Source organism: Bacteroides sp. Ga6A2, from assembly GCF_000702225.1.
Taxonomy (GTDB): domain Bacteria; phylum Bacteroidota; class Bacteroidia; order Bacteroidales; family Bacteroidaceae; genus Ga6A1.
This window is the reverse complement of record NZ_JNKX01000008.1, coordinates 1-14849: the sequence shown is the minus strand read 5'-3', so window position 1 is coordinate 14849 and position 14849 is coordinate 1. Positions and strand designations below refer to the sequence as shown.

12 protein-coding genes and 1 tRNA gene are annotated in these 14849 nt (G+C 47.9%); 6 read left to right on the top strand and 7 right to left on the bottom strand.

What is annotated here, in order from left to right:
- Nucleotides 1–4: 4 nt before the first annotated feature.
- The 3 genes from panD to T538_RS0101645 all read left to right on the top strand — a co-directional run bounded on the left by panD (nucleotide 5) and on the right by T538_RS0101645 (nucleotide 1658).
- The gene (gene panD, locus T538_RS0101655) at nucleotides 5–355 is read left to right on the top strand and encodes an aspartate 1-decarboxylase (RefSeq protein ID WP_031531753.1); all 351 of its coding nucleotides are present in this window, start codon (nucleotides 5–7) and stop codon (nucleotides 353–355) included.
- Nucleotides 356–421: 66 nt separating this feature from the next.
- Nucleotides 422–495: transfer RNA gene (locus tag T538_RS0101650), tRNA-Arg, on the top strand.
- 116 nt (nucleotides 496–611) lie between these two features.
- Nucleotides 612–1658, top strand: coding sequence for a type I phosphomannose isomerase catalytic subunit (locus T538_RS0101645; protein ID WP_051655807.1), 1047 nt, complete (start codon nucleotides 612–614; stop codon nucleotides 1656–1658).
- Nucleotides 1659–1832: 174 nt separating this feature from the next.
- Here the strand turns inward: T538_RS0101645 and T538_RS0101640 are convergent, their stop codons facing one another.
- The gene (locus tag T538_RS0101640; protein ID WP_031531751.1) at nucleotides 1833–3077 is read right to left on the bottom strand and encodes an ABC transporter permease; all 1245 of its coding nucleotides are present in this window, start codon (nucleotides 3075–3077) and stop codon (nucleotides 1833–1835) included.
- Nucleotides 3078–3079: 2 nt separating this feature from the next.
- Entirely contained in the window at nucleotides 3080–4279 is a 1200-nt protein-coding gene (locus tag T538_RS0101635; protein WP_031531750.1) for a pyridoxal phosphate-dependent aminotransferase, read from the bottom strand.
- Nucleotides 4280–4549: 270 nt separating this feature from the next.
- On the opposite strand from T538_RS0101635, the gene T538_RS0101625 reads away from it, so the two are divergent.
- The 3 genes from T538_RS0101625 (at nucleotide 4550) to T538_RS0101615 (ending at nucleotide 7455) form a co-directional block, all read left to right on the top strand.
- Nucleotides 4550–5041, top strand: coding sequence for a DUF4494 domain-containing protein (locus tag T538_RS0101625; protein ID WP_034538748.1), 492 nt, complete (start codon nucleotides 4550–4552; stop codon nucleotides 5039–5041).
- A gap of 2 nt (nucleotides 5042–5043) precedes the next feature.
- The gene (locus T538_RS0101620; protein WP_031531746.1) at nucleotides 5044–5715 is read left to right on the top strand and encodes a YggS family pyridoxal phosphate-dependent enzyme; all 672 of its coding nucleotides are present in this window, start codon (nucleotides 5044–5046) and stop codon (nucleotides 5713–5715) included.
- Between the two features lie 87 nt (nucleotides 5716–5802).
- Nucleotides 5803–7455, top strand: coding sequence for an AMP-binding protein (locus tag T538_RS0101615; protein ID WP_031531745.1), 1653 nt, complete (start codon nucleotides 5803–5805; stop codon nucleotides 7453–7455).
- A 232-nt stretch (nucleotides 7456–7687) separates the two neighbouring features.
- Here T538_RS0101615 and T538_RS18305 read toward each other — a convergent pair whose 3' ends face one another.
- The 5 genes from T538_RS18305 to T538_RS18735 form a co-directional block, all read right to left on the bottom strand.
- Nucleotides 7688–7891, bottom strand: coding sequence for a hypothetical protein (locus T538_RS18305; RefSeq protein ID WP_155992945.1), 204 nt, complete (start codon nucleotides 7889–7891; stop codon nucleotides 7688–7690).
- Nucleotides 7892–8322: 431 nt separating this feature from the next.
- Nucleotides 8323–9558, bottom strand: coding sequence for a glycoside hydrolase family 27 protein (locus tag T538_RS0101605; RefSeq protein WP_031531743.1), 1236 nt, complete (start codon nucleotides 9556–9558; stop codon nucleotides 8323–8325).
- 11 nt (nucleotides 9559–9569) lie between these two features.
- The gene (galA, locus tag T538_RS0101600) at nucleotides 9570–12005 is read right to left on the bottom strand and encodes a beta-galactosidase GalA (RefSeq protein ID WP_081834818.1); all 2436 of its coding nucleotides are present in this window, start codon (nucleotides 12003–12005) and stop codon (nucleotides 9570–9572) included.
- Nucleotides 12006–12098: 93 nt separating this feature from the next.
- Nucleotides 12099–14261 (bottom strand): alpha-galactosidase, encoded by a 2163-nt coding sequence (locus tag T538_RS0101595; protein WP_369794960.1) that lies wholly within the window; start codon nucleotides 14259–14261, stop codon nucleotides 12099–12101.
- Nucleotides 14262–14595: 334 nt separating this feature from the next.
- Nucleotides 14596–14849, bottom strand: a 254-nt coding sequence (locus tag T538_RS18735; protein ID WP_034538747.1) for a transposase, incomplete at its 5' end; no start/stop codon positions are given.

Here is a 14849-nt window from a genome sequence, read left to right as displayed (position 1 = left end):
AAATATGTTGATTGAAGTACTGAAATCAAAACTACACTGTGTCAGAGTAACTGAGGCAAACCTTAATTATATGGGCAGCATTACCATCGATGAGGACTTGATGGACGCTGCCGGCATGATTGCAGGTCAGAAGGTTCAGATTGTAGACAACAACAACGGCGAGCGCTTTGAGACATACATCATCAAGGGCGAGCGCGGCTCGGGCTGCATCTGTCTGAACGGAGCAGCTGCCCGCAAAGTGCAGGTTGGCGACATCGTCATCATCATTGCTTATGCATATATGGACTTTGAGGAAGCAAAGACTTTCAAGCCAACAGTTGTGTTCCCAGACTCGGCAACAAACAAGTTGAAATAAAAAAACTGCTCTGAAAATTTGGTCAGTTCGCAAGAAAGCATTATCTTTGCACGCAGTTTTAAGGATGGTTCCGTAGCTCAGCTGGATAGAGCAACGCCCTTCTAAGGCGTGGGTCCTGCGTTCGAATCGCAGCGGAATCACAAAATAACTTCTCTGTATGTAATAACGACATCATGAGAAGTTATTTTTGTTTGCACAAAAACCAACCTGTTTTATAAACTTTTTACTATTTTTGTAGAAAATATCTTTTCAATACATGGCACAATCATTATACCCACTGCTTTTCGAGCCGAACCTTCACAGCGTAGTCTGGGGCGGCAAGCGCATCTGCCCATACAAGGGAATCCCCGAGAAAGACGAGCCTATTGGCGAGAGCTGGGAAATCAGCGCGATACCAAGCAGTACGAGTATAATAAGCAACGGAATTTACAAAGGAAAGAAACTGACGGACATCATCGAGCAGATGCCTGCCGAGATTCTGGGCAATGCCATGGCCGAAAAATACGGCAATAAGATGCCCCTGCTCGTAAAATTCATCGATGCAGAGAAAGACTTGAGCATTCAGGTTCACCCTAACGACGAGATGGCACAACGCATACACAACAAATTCGGCAAGACCGAGATGTGGTACGTCATCGATGCCAAGCCGGGAAGTTATCTGTATGCCGGATTCAAGGATAACATAACGAAAGAGGAATACAAAAAGCGCATTGCCGACGGAACGATAACCGATGTAATCGCAAAGCATTTTGTAAAGCCGGGCGACGTGTTCTATCTTCCTGCCGGAAGAATACACGCCATTTGCGGAGGCATCTTGCTTGCCGAGGTTCAGCAGTCGAGCGACGTGACATACCGCATCTTCGACTACAACCGCCCGGGCATGGACGGAAAGCCTCGCGAACTGCACACCGAACTTGCTGCCGACGCGCTCAACTTCCACGTTGAGGACGAATACCGCACGCAATACGCCACACAAGAGGAAAGGGCAAACAGAGTTATCGAGTCGCCTTATTTCAGCGTGAGAGTAACTGAACTGAGCCGCTCGTTCCACCGCAATCTGATAAAGTACGACAGCTTTATCATCTGCATGTGCATCGAGGGCGACTGCCACATTAACATACGCTCTACAGGCGACCAGATTCTGCTGAAGGAAGGCAACAGTTGTCTGATTCCTGCCGCAATTGCCGACTACGATGTTGTTCCGCTAAACGAGAAGACGCGCATCCTCGATGCTTTCATCGATAACAAAAACCGAACGCTATCGCACGCTATCACTCGTTTTCTGCATATCACAGAAAAGTAGAAAAAAGATACCAATATAAAAAACGATGGAAACGCGAATCTGCATTTCCATCGTTTTTTATTTGAAGCCGAAAATCCGTTTTATCTTCTGCTTTGCGTTACGATATTTATCCAAATTAACTTCAATCGTAACGAACAAAATTTCAACTCCAACTACATTCTTATTTTGAAAGAATTATTCAAACCTAATACTCTTTGCCGGCAAAATTCTCGAAACCATATACGACGGAGCAATCAGCACAACCATCGAGATGACGAACGTTCCAACATTCAACAGCAAAATCAGCGGGATATTCATGATAATAGGCACGCTGTCAACATAATAGTTCTGCGGATTCAGATGAATCAGACCCGTGTATTTCTGAATAAGACAGATGCCGAGCCCAATCACGTTTCCGAAAATCATACCCTTGCCGATAACGAAGACCGAGAAATGCAGAAAGACCTTGCGCATCTGAGTATTCGACGCTCCCAAAGCCTTAAGAATTCCAATCATGTTGGTGCGCTCAAGAATGATGATAAGCAGACCGCTGACCATCGAGAAGGCAGCCACGGCAAGCATCAATCCGAGGATTATCCACACGTTCATGTCGAGCAGACCGAGCCACGCAAAAATCTGCGGAGTAAGTTCGGTTATCTTGCTTACCGAGTAATAGTTGCCATAATTGTCCGACCGCGCGTTTATCTTCTTTCGCAAGTGAGTGCAGCCGGTGTTCAGCATCGAGAAATCCTTCAGGCTTATCTCAACTCCCGAACACTGGTCATCGTTCCACTTGTTCAGTTGGTTAACGGTGTAGATATCGGTCAAAACGAAGTTTTTGTCATATTCAGACAGATGCGTCTCGAAGATTCCGGCAATCTGAAATCGGCGCACGCGGATATTGTCTTCGATGTAATATGTGTAAACCTTGTCGCCAAGCTTCAGACCGAGCATATCGCACATAGACTGCGAGATAAGAATCTGCTTGCTCGACTCCTTATCGGAGAAATCTGGAACCTTGCCTGCCACCAAGTGCGAACGGTAGAACGACATGTCATACTCCTGCCCCACTCCCTTCAGAACCATGCCCTGAAAGTTGTCGTTAGTCTTAATCATTCCGTTTTTCTGCGAATATCGCTGATAATGCGCAACTTCAGGCACACTCTCAACAACCTTCTTCAGACTGTCGTGAAACTGGATGTTGTATTCCTTAACCGAACGCTGGTCGGACGCATTGCTTATCCTCACCTCAGATGTGAAACCGATAACCTTGTCGCGAATATCCTGCTTAAAGCCCACGACAACCGACACCGCCACAATCATCACCGCCAATCCGAGCGTTATTCCGATGGTGGCAATACGGATTGCAGGACGAGAAACATTCTTCCCGTCCTGCTTTCCACCATATATTTTCTTTGCTATGAAGTATTCGAACTGCATATTTACTCAACCCTTCCCGGATAAACCTCGAGCGCCTTCTGCAACACAACGAGAGCTCTTGTTAAATCCTCTTTCTTCAGCACATAGGCGATGCGGACTTCGTTCTTGCCAGAGCCCGGCGTTGTGTAGAAGCCTGATGCCGGAGCCATCATCACCGTCTCACCCTCGTAGTTGAACTCTTCCAAGCACCAAGCACAGAACTTCTCGCTGTCGTCTACCGGAAGTTTTGCAACGGTATAGAACGCTCCCATCGGTATTGGCGAATACACGCCCGGAATGCGGTTCAGACCGTCAATCAGGCATTTGCGTCGTTCAACATATTCGTCGTATGTCTCGCGGCTGTATTCCTCTGGTTCGTCGAGCGAAGCCTCGGCAGCAATCTGTCCGATGAGTGGCGGACTCAGGCGAGCCTGACAGAATTTCATCACAGCCTTTCGAACCTCTTCATTCTTTGTTATGAGCGCACCGATACGGATTCCGCACTCGCTATATCTCTTTGAAACAGAGTCGATAAGAACTACATTATCCTCGATGCCTTCGAGATGGCAAGCCGAGATGTAAGGCGAACCGGTATAGATGAACTCGCGGTAAACCTCGTCGGAGAAGAGATACAAATCGTACTTCTTTACAAGGTCGCGAATCTGGTTCATCTCTCGGCGAGTGTAAAGATATCCCGTCGGATTATTCGGGTTGCATATTAGAATCGCTCGGGTTCGCTCGTTTATCAGTTCCTCGAACTTATCGACCTTTGGAAGGCAGAAACCCTCGTCGATAGTCGTTGCAATGGTACGGATTACCGCTCCGGCAGAGATTGCGAATGCCATGTAGTTGGCGTATGCAGGCTCTGGCACGATAATCTCGTCGCCCGGATTAAGGCACGAAAGGAATGCGAAAAGCACCGCCTCTGAACCTCCCGAAGTGATGATTATATCGTCGGGAGTAACGTTTATATTGTACTTTTTGTAATAGTTTACCAGTTTCTTACGATAACTCAGATAGCCCTGCGAAGGACTATATTCAAGAATCGTGCGGTCGATGTTCTTTATTGCTTCAATCGCCGCTCGTGGTGTTGGCAGGTCGGGCTGACCGATGTTAAGGTGATATACATGCACACCTCTCTCTTTAGCCGCAGCGGCCAAAGGTGCTAACTTTCGGATAGGCGATTGAGGCATCTCAGTGCCTCGAATTGAAATTTTCGGCATTTTTATACATTAAATTTAATCGAGGTGCAAATATAAGATTTTATTCTAAAATAAAAGCAAGAAAATAAAAAAATGGTTCATCTTTCGCCAAAATGAATAAAACACTTATATTTTTAAATTTTTCAGAGACAGAATCGGGCTTTTCGGGGCTGTCGCGACCGAAAAATCCGAGCCACGGAAAGCGCGCCTCATTTATCCCGTATTTTTTATCGCTTATCAATTTTTTGTTGTATCTTTGCGCGAAATAACAATAAAAAACATTCAAAAATTATGATGCATAACTGGTTCGAGTGTAAGGTACGCTACGAAAAGACAATGGAGAACGGAGTGCAGAAAAAGGTTACTGAACCTTACTTGGTAGATGCACTCAGCTTTACTGAAGCAGAGGCGAGGATTATCGAGGAGATGACTCCATTCATGAGCGGAGAATTCCTTGTAAGCGACATTAAACGTGCACAGTACAGCGAACTGTTCGAAAGTTTCGAGGAGGCTGCCGACAAGTGGTTCAAGGCAAAACTTACATTCATCACTCTCGACGAGAAGAGCGGCAAAGAGAAAAAGACTTCGACTAACGTGCTGGTTCAGGCTGCCGACCTTCGCGATGCAACAAAGAAACTTGACGAAGGAATGAAGGGTACAATGGCTGACTACGAGATTTCATCTATTGCTGAAACTCCTATCATCGACGTGTTCCCATACTCAGCAGAACCTAACGACAAACCTGAGTTTGAAGGTGCTGCCGACCTGACAAAAAAAGAATAAAAATGACAGAAATACAGAAGAATCTCAACGAGATAAACAACGAATTAGTGGATGGCTGCCAATTGGTAGCCATCTCTAAATATCACCCAGCCCAGTCAATACAAGAGGCATACGATGCCGGACAGCGAGTGTTTGGCGAGAGCCACGTTCAGGAAATTGAACAGAAGGTAAAGGTGCTGCCGTCGGACATAGAATGGCACTTCATCGGTCATCTTCAGACAAACAAGGTTAAGTACATCGCTCCGTACATCTCGCTAATACACGCGGTAGACAGCGAAAAGCTCTTCCGCGAAATTAACAAGCAGGCGGCTAAATGCAACCGTAACATAAAGGTGCTCATCCAACTTCACGTTGCACAGGAAGAGACAAAGTTCGGCTTTACGCCCGACGAGGCTTTCGAGTTCCTTGGCAGCGGAATCCTCGACGAACTGAAGAACGTTACCATTGCCGGAGTGATGGGTATGGCTTCGAACGTTGACAACGAAGAACAGATAAGAGGCGAATTCAAGCAGATAAAAGCCTTCTTCGACAAGTGCAAGCAGACAATCTTTGCCGGCAATCAGGACTTCAAGGAAATCTCGATGGGAATGAGCCACGACTACAAAATTGCAATGCAGGAAGGCTCTACCATGATTCGCGTAGGAACAAGGATTTTCGGGGCAAGAGTCTATTAGATTGCACAAAAAAGCAGTTTTTGTGAATTTTTCTTTGGTTTGTAAAATAAATCTCTTATTTTTGCACAAATAATTTAAGTTTGTGCAATGGATAATATACCTAGTTATATTTCATTTATACAGAAGAGCATCATTGACAACTGGGACCGCGACGCGCTAACCGACTATCAGGGTGTGACTCTGCAATACAAGGATATAGCTCGAAAAATTGAGAAACTGCATATCCTTTTTGAGAATAGCGGCGTGCAGAAGGGTGACAAGATTGCCCTGTGCGGCCGAAACTGCGCCAACTGGGCAGTTGCCTTTCTTGCAACCCTAACCTATGGTGCGGTTGCCGTTCCTATTCTTCACGAATTCAAGGCCGAACAGGTTCACAACATCGTGAACCATTCTGACGCAAAACTGCTGTTTGCAGGCGATGTCGTGTGGCCTACCCTCAATGCCGACATGATGCCTAACATCGAGGGCGTGGTAAACATTCCCGACTACTCGCTGGCTCTGTCGCGTTCGGAAAAACTAACCTATGCGCGCGAGCATCTGAACGAGATGTTCGGAAAGAAATTCCCTTGCAACTTCCGCAAAAACCACATTCAGTATCATGTTGACCAGCCAGACGAACTGGCTCTCATCAACTATACCTCGGGCTCTACCGGACGCTCAAAGGGTGTGATGGTTCCTTACCGTGCAATGTGGTCTAACATGGATTTCGCCTGCAAGGTTATTCCTATGGGCGGACCGGGCAAGAAGGTTATCTCTATCCTTCCGATGGCGCACATGTACGGTATGGCATTCGAGTTCATCTACGAGTTTACGCAAGGTGCGCACATCTACTATCTCACCCGTATTCCAAGCCCGAAAATCATCTTTCAGGCATTTCAGGAAATCAAGCCGTTCATCGTCATCGCTGTGCCTCTCGTAATCGAGAAGATTATCAGAAAGTATGTTCTGCCAGAACTCGACACTACGCTGATGCGTCTTCTGCTTAAACTTCCAATCGTGAGCGACAAGATTCGCGAGAAGATTTGCCAGAAGGTTATCGCGGCCTTCGGAGGCGAGTTCTACGAGGTGATTATAGGCGGAGCAGCCTTCAGTCAGGAGGTTGAGGAATTTATGCACCAGATTAAGTTCCCTTATACCGTTGGATACGGAGCAACCGAGTGTGCCCCTATCATCTGCTACGAGGATTACAAGACCTTTAAGAAGGGCTCATGCGGAAAGGCTGCCCTGCACATGCAGGTTAAGATTGACAGTCCTAACCCGGAGACAACCGTTGGCGAAATCTTGGCAAAGGGTCCTAACGTGATGCTTGGCTACTACAAGAACGATGAGGCAACGAAAGAAACCATCATTGACGGCTGGTATCACACCGGCGACCTCGGAATCATGGACAAGGAGGGCAACGTATTCATCAAGGGACGCTCAAAGAACATGCTTCTCGGCTCTTCGGGACAGAACATCTACCCAGAGGAGATTGAGGACAAACTGAGCGGACAACTTTATGTAAACGAGTGCGTTGTTGTTCAGCGCGGCGAGAAGCTTTGCGCACTCATCTACCCAGACTACGAGGAGGCTCGCAAGAAGGGCTTGAGCGACAAGGATATTGCCGACATCATGCAGGAGAACAAGACTCTGCTGAACGCAGAACTGCCGGCATATTGCCAGATTTCATCAATAGAGATAAGAAAAGAGGAGTTCGAAAAGACTCCAAAACGAAACATAAAACGCTATTTGTATCAGTAAGAACTACCAATAGCGCAGAAGCAAAAGCGATTTCCGTCTTGGAAATCGCTTTTTTCTTCTTCGATGGTGTGAAGTATATCACGCACTTTCATCCGACTGCCAATCATTCTTTTTCCGAAAAGATATTCGTTTTTCCATAATATATTCACACTTCGAAATATTCACAAATTAAATATTATGACGATTTTTGTAATCGTAATTGACAAAACGGTCAGTTGCATATTTTTATACTCTACTTCATCAAACTTATTTGTACGAATATGTTATTTCTGAATGTTTCTTTTGGTCTTTTTGCTTTTTTGCCTGAAGGCTGGCTGTTTATGGCTTTTGTTATAACAATGGAGGCTTTTATCATGAGTTTCTTTCTGTCGAGAAAGAAGTTTGAAAAAAGAATCTCTATTGCTGCCACAACATCCAATATTATAAGCGGAATCATCGGAATAATGGCTTCATTATTACTCAATGGAGGATGGTGGCTGGTTGTGTGGTTTCCTTGGGTCAGTTCGCATGAGGTAAACGTTCACAACACCACGGAATTGACAGGTTTGCTGATTTATTATGTCGTAGCCATGATATTATCTGTTCTCATAGAGATGCTAATAAATCACTTAATATTAAGAACCAGATACAGCTTTAAATCAACATTTAAGGCTACGCTTATAGCCAATGCGTCAAGCTACGTTTTGGGAGCTATACTTATTGCATACTTTTGCCTGTGAATTAACTTTCACTACGTTACAGTAATTATTCCGAGCAAAACAAACTGAATATCGAAAAGAAAAAATCGGGCAGCAATCCGTAATGCAGGAAAGCCGCCCGACTGTTTTCCGAAATAAAAATCGGATTCTATATAATTGTAGTAGTTTCTTATTTTCCGGCTATGAGCCTATACGAAATTACATCGCGGCTCTTGACCACGAGTTTGCGGTCGGCCTTGTTTTTGAGCGATGTCTTGCCCTCGGCCTTGTGAGTCCAGAGGTTATATACCTTATAGACTTTCGTGCTGAAATCGGTGCTTAGTTTGCTCACCTCTTTATCCGTAAGATTGAAATCCTGCCAGTTTAGCTGATACGAGATGTCGCTGCGCGTTGGGTTGAGAATAGTGAAAGCCCAGTCGCCGCCAGCCAACGGTTTGAGCCAGAATTGCAGCCCGTCGCGGTCGCAATAGTGCAATCCCTGAACGCCGAGCGTGTCTTGGTCAACGGCAATCATATCCTTGTTAAGAATGATGTTGCGCGTTGCCTCGCTCATAGAGCGCAGGTCGTTGCCCAGGATAAGCGGACTTGCCATCATGCACCACATGGTAAAGTGCGCGCGGTCTTCGTTCTCGGTCATGCCATTTCCAACCTCAAGCATGTCGGGGTCGTTCCAGTAGCCCTTGCCGGCATACTGGCGCAGCGTGTCGTTATACTGAATACATTGCATAACGCCAAACTGGGTGTATCCCGGAAAAACGCGCAGAGAGTCGAAATTACACCAAATGTCGGGAGTTGTGCGCCACGAATGACCGATTTCGCGCGCCCATCGCCAAGGACGGCTGTTTCCCCACTCGCACATGCTCAGGAAGATTGGGCGGCCGGCAGCCCTGAGCGCATCGCTTATAAGCTGATATGCTCCGCGAGGGTTTACGTTCTCGGTGTTGCACCAGTCGTACTTCAGATAGTCAACGCCCCAACGGGCATACTGTATGGCATCCTGATACTCATGTCCGAGCGAGCCGGGCATATTGGCGCAAGTGTTTGTTCCGGCATCGCTGTAGATTCCGAGTTTCAAGCCCTTTGAATGAACATAATCGGCCACCGCCTTCATTCCGTTCGGAAACTTCTTGGCATCGGCCTGAATGAAACCGTTTTCGTCGCGCTGTCCGTGCCAGCAGTCGTCGATGTTGATGTAGGTGTAGCCTGCATCGCGCAAGCCGCTCTCAGCCATAACATCGGCAATACCTTTTATAATTTCTTCGGAGATGTTGCCCTGAAACTTGTTCCAAGTGCTCCATCCCATCTGCGGTTTGTCAGCCAGTTTTTCCCACTTCTGCGCCATTGCAGGCATTGCCGCAAGGGCGATGAATGTGCCCACCAAGGCTATTTTTCTGATGATTTTCATGATATTTTTGTTTATTTTGAATTTACGATGATGTTTGCCGGCTTTAGTCCGTCGGAACTGCAACCGAGGATGATGGCAGAAGGCGTTTCCGCACCCTGCACCAGAATCTGAGCCAAGCCGTTGAATGCTGGAATGCTGAACGATTTGCAGTCCTTCTCCTTCGGATGGTCGGCTCCGAGATACATCGGGTCGCCATTGCCGACACCCAAGATGCGCGCATCGCCGCTAAGACTGAAATTCAGCATCGGACAGGCATCGGGCACAATTCTGCCTTTGGCATCCTGCACCTCGACGGTGATAACAGCCAAGTCTCTGCCATCTGCCGTAATCGTCTGACGGTCGGACTTCAGTACAATCTTCGTTGCTGGCTTTGTGGTCTCTACGGTTTCGGTCATGATGCGCTTGCCGTTCTTGTAGCCAACAGCCACAACGCGACCGGGCTGATAGACGGCTTTCCATTTCAGATGACCGTTTTTAGGCATCTTCTGTCTGCCAAGCTTCTTGCCATTTACGGTGAGTTCAACCTCGTCGCAGTTGCTGTAAGCCCAAAGGTCGATTTCTTCGCCTTCGTGGCCTTGCAGATTCCAATGCGGAAAGATGTGAAGCGTAGGCTCGTCGGTCCACCACGATTTCAGATACCAAGCCTCATCTTTCCAAAATCCGCAGTAGTCGAGAATGCCGAATTCCGAGTCGGTTGCAGGATAAGAGAGGGGATTAGGCTCTCCGCGATAGTCGAAGCCAGTCCAGTAGAACAGTCCCGCGCCCCACGGACGTTCGTCGTAGAACTTCCATCCGCGTTCTATCACGTTTTCAACCTCGTATGTACGTCCCGAACGGTTGCAGCTGACCATTCTGCCCGGAAACTCTTCGGACTCGAAATAACAACCGCGAGTTCCGCAGCCAGTCGTCTCTTCCGTTCCGACAATACGCCACGACGGATTCGCCTTCTTGCGGTTATCAACATCGTTCTGCGCTATGTAGTTGAATCCAACAACATCAAGTCCCTTTATCAGCTCCGTTCCGCCGGCATTTGCCACGGTGCTTGGTCGTGTTGGGTCGAAAAGCCGTGTGTACTCGCGCATGGCCTCGGCAAGACGAGTGCCCTGAATGTTGTTCTCCAAGCCCCACTCCTCGTTTCCGTCGCTCCAGAGGATGACAGACGGATGGTTGCGGTCGCGCTTTATCATGCGTTCAAGCAGACGGAGATGCTCTTCGTTAATGCCCATAAGTCGGTTTTCGTCGATGACGAGAATGCCCTCGCGGTCGCACACATCGAGCACAGACGGAGTCATTGGGTTGTGCGATGCACGATAAGCGTTGCAGCCGAATTTCTTCAGTTGCTTTATGCGCCATGCCTGCAAGGCATCAGGAATTGCCGAGCCAACGCCGGCATGGTCTTGATGCATGTTCACGCCCTTCAATTTAAGTTGTCTGCCGTTAAGGAGAAAGCCTTTTTCGGCATCGAAGGCGATGTGGCGAATACCTGTCGTAGTAAGATATTCATCAACCACCTTGCCATCTTGCAGAATGGTTGTTTCGACCTTGTAGAGATAAGGGTCGGCGGTGCTCCACAGATGCGGCTTGCTAACCGAAAGGCTCTGTTTGCAGGCTGATGTCTGCTTCGCTTTAAGACTGAGCGACGACGGTTCGCTTTTTGCCACCTCGTTGCCATCAGCATCGAGCAGACACTGGCGCACCTCACATCGGGCAGCCTTCAAACCGCCATTGAAGATTTCAGTCTCTACCGTCAAAGCCGCCTCGGAATAAGGCTGCTGAAGAGTTGCATAGACGAATGTTCCGAAAGGCGCAACGCTGACCTCGGCAGACTTGTCGAGCCATACATCGCGATAGATTCCTGCGCCCTCGTAAAACCAACCTTCCTCGAGCGAGGCATCGGCACGGACGCAGATGAGATTGTTGCCACCATAATTAACGTACGGTGTTATGTCGTAAACCTGAGTGGCATATCCGCTCGGCTCTGTGCCCATATAAAATCCGTTGAACCACACTTGCGAATTGCGGAAAATGCCATCGAAACGGAGCACGATACGCTTACCAAAATCGCTGTTGTCGATTTTGACCGTCTTTCTGTACCAACCCACGCTCGTTTCGGGATACTTCCAGCCAACGGTCTTGTAGCCGTGCGAATGGCTTGCCTCCGAAGCGTATGGCAACGCCGCAACCCAGTCGTGCGGAATCTGCACGTCTTGCCACGCAGAATCGTCGAACTTCAGGATATAAGGTCCTTGATTGTGAATAGAATTCGCCTTTGTAAGGTAGTTGAAATATTCTGTTCCACAGCCAAAATCCTTCTTTGGGTCGGCAGCGTTTCCGAAGGCAAACTTCCAGCCTTTGTCAAGACGGATGGTCTCGCGCGGAGTTTTCTGCGCCTGCATCAATCCGACGTTAGCCAAAAGTGCTATTATCAATAAAAATCTTAGTCTCATTTATTTGTATAAAGGTTTTGCAGACGAAAGTTGCACACGCCGGAGACTGAATATGCCCGACCGTGCGCAACTTCGTTTTAATCAAAAAAATGTCTATTCTGCTTCGAGCACGAGAACACGGCTCGACCAACTTGTATTCTTGTGATAGTCAACATTATGCTTGTACGGAATCTCAAGTCCGTTGCTCATCAGATATGCTCCGCTGAACGATTTTCCCTCGAACGCCAGAGGCTCGTTGTCTATTCTGTTAAGTTCGTGAACCTTATACATTCGCGAAGGGTCGAGACCTGCCATCTGCACGCGCGGCAGATGCTCGTTCATCATGTGCACGAGTTTGTACCAGAAGAATACGGCCTTGTCTTTCTGCTCGGTTACATACATCAGCGAAGCCACGTTCTTGTTGTCGTAAGGCGAGACAAGGCGGTACAAATCGCCAAACTGAACAACCGGGCGTATCGTTTTGTACTCGGCAATGGCATTACGGCAGAGTTTCTTCTCCTCGTCGCTAAGATTCTTTGGCTGAAGTTCCATGCCGAGGCGACCGGTCATAGCCACGTCAATTCTGTATTTCAGCGGAATGGTTCGGAATGTCTGATGCGACGGCGAGTTTCCGATGTGCTGTCCCATAGCTATCGACGGGAAGAAGTACGATGTGCCCCATTGCATGAAGATTCGCTGAAGAGCGTCGGTGTTGTCGCTCACCCAGAACTCATCGAAATAAGGCATCAAGCCCCAGTTTACTCGTCCTCCGCCGCTCGAACAGTTCTGAATGGTGAGGTCGGGATACTTGGCGCGGATTCTTTGGCAAGTCTTCTCCAAACCGCGGATATACTCTATGAACAAATGACTCTGATTGTCTTTGCTAAGATAGTTTGAGCCGTGGTTTACGATGCTCATGTTAGCATCCCACTTTATGTAACTGATGCGCGGATTCTCGGTCATTAAATCATCAACGACCTTGAATACAAAGTCCTGAACCACAGGGTTCGACATATCCAGAACGAGTTGCGTTCCGCCTCGTCCGCAGGTAGCCTCGCGTCCCGGAGCCTTTACAATCCAGTCGGGGTGCTTCTCGTAGAGTTCGCTCTTGTTGTTGGTCATCTCAGGCTCAATCCAGATGCCGAACGAGATGCCGTTTTTGTCGGCACACTTAACCAGATTTCCGATGCCGTTTGGAAGCTTGCGCTTGTCTACAACCCAGTCGCCAAGGCTCGAGTTGTCTACGTTGCGCGGATATTTGTCGCCAAACCAGCCATCGTCCATAACAAAGAGTTCGCCGCCCATTCCGGCAATGTCGCCCATCATCTGATCCATGCCCTCCTCGTTTATGTTGAAGTAGACGCCCTCCCAACTGTTAAGCAAGATGCGGCGTTCCTTGTCACCGTGAGCCAGCCTGTACTTTCTGCCCCACTTGTGGAAGTTTCGGCTGGCGCCGCTCAATCCTTCTTCAGAATAAGTAAGGGCCAAGGCTGGAGTTGTGAAGACCTCGCCCTTCTTCAGATGGTAGGTCGAATTCTCCTCGTTTATTCCGGCAAAGAAGCGGTGATACTCGCCGTCGCCGGTATCGACATACAGTTTGTATGCGCCGGGATAGCACAGAGCCGCGCCGATTACCCTTCCACGGGTTTCGTTCGGCTTTCCGTCGAGCGAGAACATCACCTCGGCATGAGCCAGATGAGCGTTTCGCACGGCATCTTTGTTCTTTATCATCTTTACTCCGGGCGTGAGGGGCTCCTGACAGAGGCGCGCCTCGTTTGCCCACGAGCCGTAGAGCGACGAAATCCACACATCGCCGCGACGGATAGGCAGCGAGCCCGATAGGAACTTCTGCAAATCGACGTTCTTCTTTTCCTGATGCGAGATTTCAGTCCAAGTCTCAATCATATCAACATTATCGTAAGCCTTGTAAAACACGTTCACGAAGAACGGATAAACGCGGTCTTTCATCTTGACGACTGTAATTCGGGCATCGCCGTCTTTCTTTGTCTCGGTGTCTTGCACAACCATCTGAAGACTCATGTTTCCGTCGGCATGAAGCACAGAAAGAGCGGCCTCGTCGGCTCCGTTCATGCCATAAACGGGATATGCGGCAAACTTATCCTTCGCTGTCTGCTCAACGGTCTTGGCATCGGCATCGGAGAGTTTTGTGCCGTAGTAAATAACCTTCAGTTCGTCCGACTTGTCGGCCTGAAGAAGAAGCGTTGTCCTTGGCGTAGAGATGTTTAGCACATCGGCAAAAGCCGATAACGACAGCATCAGCGCCACCGATAAAACTATTCTTTTTTTCATTTTTTATGATTTTAGAAAAAGGTATTGCAAATATACGGACAAAACTCTTTTTCTCATACACAATTTTTATTTGGTTTCGATACTTTTTAGTCAACTTGCTCTCCCTATCTTGGATGTACCTTCGATGTTCCATATAGCTTCCCTCTATCTTCCCTCTACCTACCCTCTACCTTCCTTCTACCTACCCTCTTCCTACCTTCTTCCTACCTTCTTCCTACGACGCATATACTAAAGAGGGTGTGTCAAAATAGGCACATCCTCTTATTTGTTTTTTTACAGGCACGGCGTGGAAAGATTCCTTCTACGCTACTTTTTTGATGTGAAATCTGTCACAAGCACCCACGAAGCCGCATTTTGCGTTATATAGTCGGTATATCGGTATAAAAACAGCCTTTGAGAGACCGTTCTGTGCCTGTTTTCTCATCACGGCAGCCATTTTCTTGATGTCAAAGGCTATGGCGAAGAAGGCAAAGTCCATGGTGACCTTGCCCTTGCCGAAGTGACGGAAGCGCTTGTACTGCATGTTGTATTTCATCTGTCCGAAGACGGCTTCCG

What these genes read in the sequence shown, in the direction of transcription:
- T538_RS0101635 (WP_031531750.1), bottom strand. Translation starts at nt 4,279, where the DNA reads ATGCCGAAAATTTCAATTCGAGGCACTGAGATGCCTCAATCGCCTATC.
- T538_RS0101615 (WP_031531745.1), top strand. Translation starts at nt 5,803, where the DNA reads ATGGATAATATACCTAGTTATATTTCATTTATACAGAAGAGCATCATT.
- T538_RS0101620 (WP_031531746.1), top strand. Translation starts at nt 5,044, where the DNA reads ATGACAGAAATACAGAAGAATCTCAACGAGATAAACAACGAATTAGTG.
- T538_RS0101645 (WP_051655807.1), top strand. Translation starts at nt 612, where the DNA reads ATGGCACAATCATTATACCCACTGCTTTTCGAGCCGAACCTTCACAGC.
- T538_RS0101640 (WP_031531751.1), bottom strand. Translation starts at nt 3,077, where the DNA reads ATGCAGTTCGAATACTTCATAGCAAAGAAAATATATGGTGGAAAGCAG.
- T538_RS0101605 (WP_031531743.1), bottom strand. Translation starts at nt 9,558, where the DNA reads ATGAAAATCATCAGAAAAATAGCCTTGGTGGGCACATTCATCGCCCTT.
- T538_RS0101595 (WP_369794960.1), bottom strand. Translation starts at nt 14,261, where the DNA reads ATGCTGTCGTTATCGGCTTTTGCCGATGTGCTAAACATCTCTACGCCA.
- panD (WP_031531753.1), top strand. Translation starts at nt 5, where the DNA reads ATGTTGATTGAAGTACTGAAATCAAAACTACACTGTGTCAGAGTAACT.
- T538_RS18305 (WP_155992945.1), bottom strand. Translation starts at nt 7,891, where the DNA reads ATGATTCCGCTTATAATATTGGATGTTGTGGCAGCAATAGAGATTCTT.
- T538_RS0101625 (WP_034538748.1), top strand. Translation starts at nt 4,550, where the DNA reads ATGATGCATAACTGGTTCGAGTGTAAGGTACGCTACGAAAAGACAATG.
- galA (WP_081834818.1), bottom strand. Translation starts at nt 12,005, where the DNA reads ATGAGACTAAGATTTTTATTGATAATAGCACTTTTGGCTAACGTCGGA.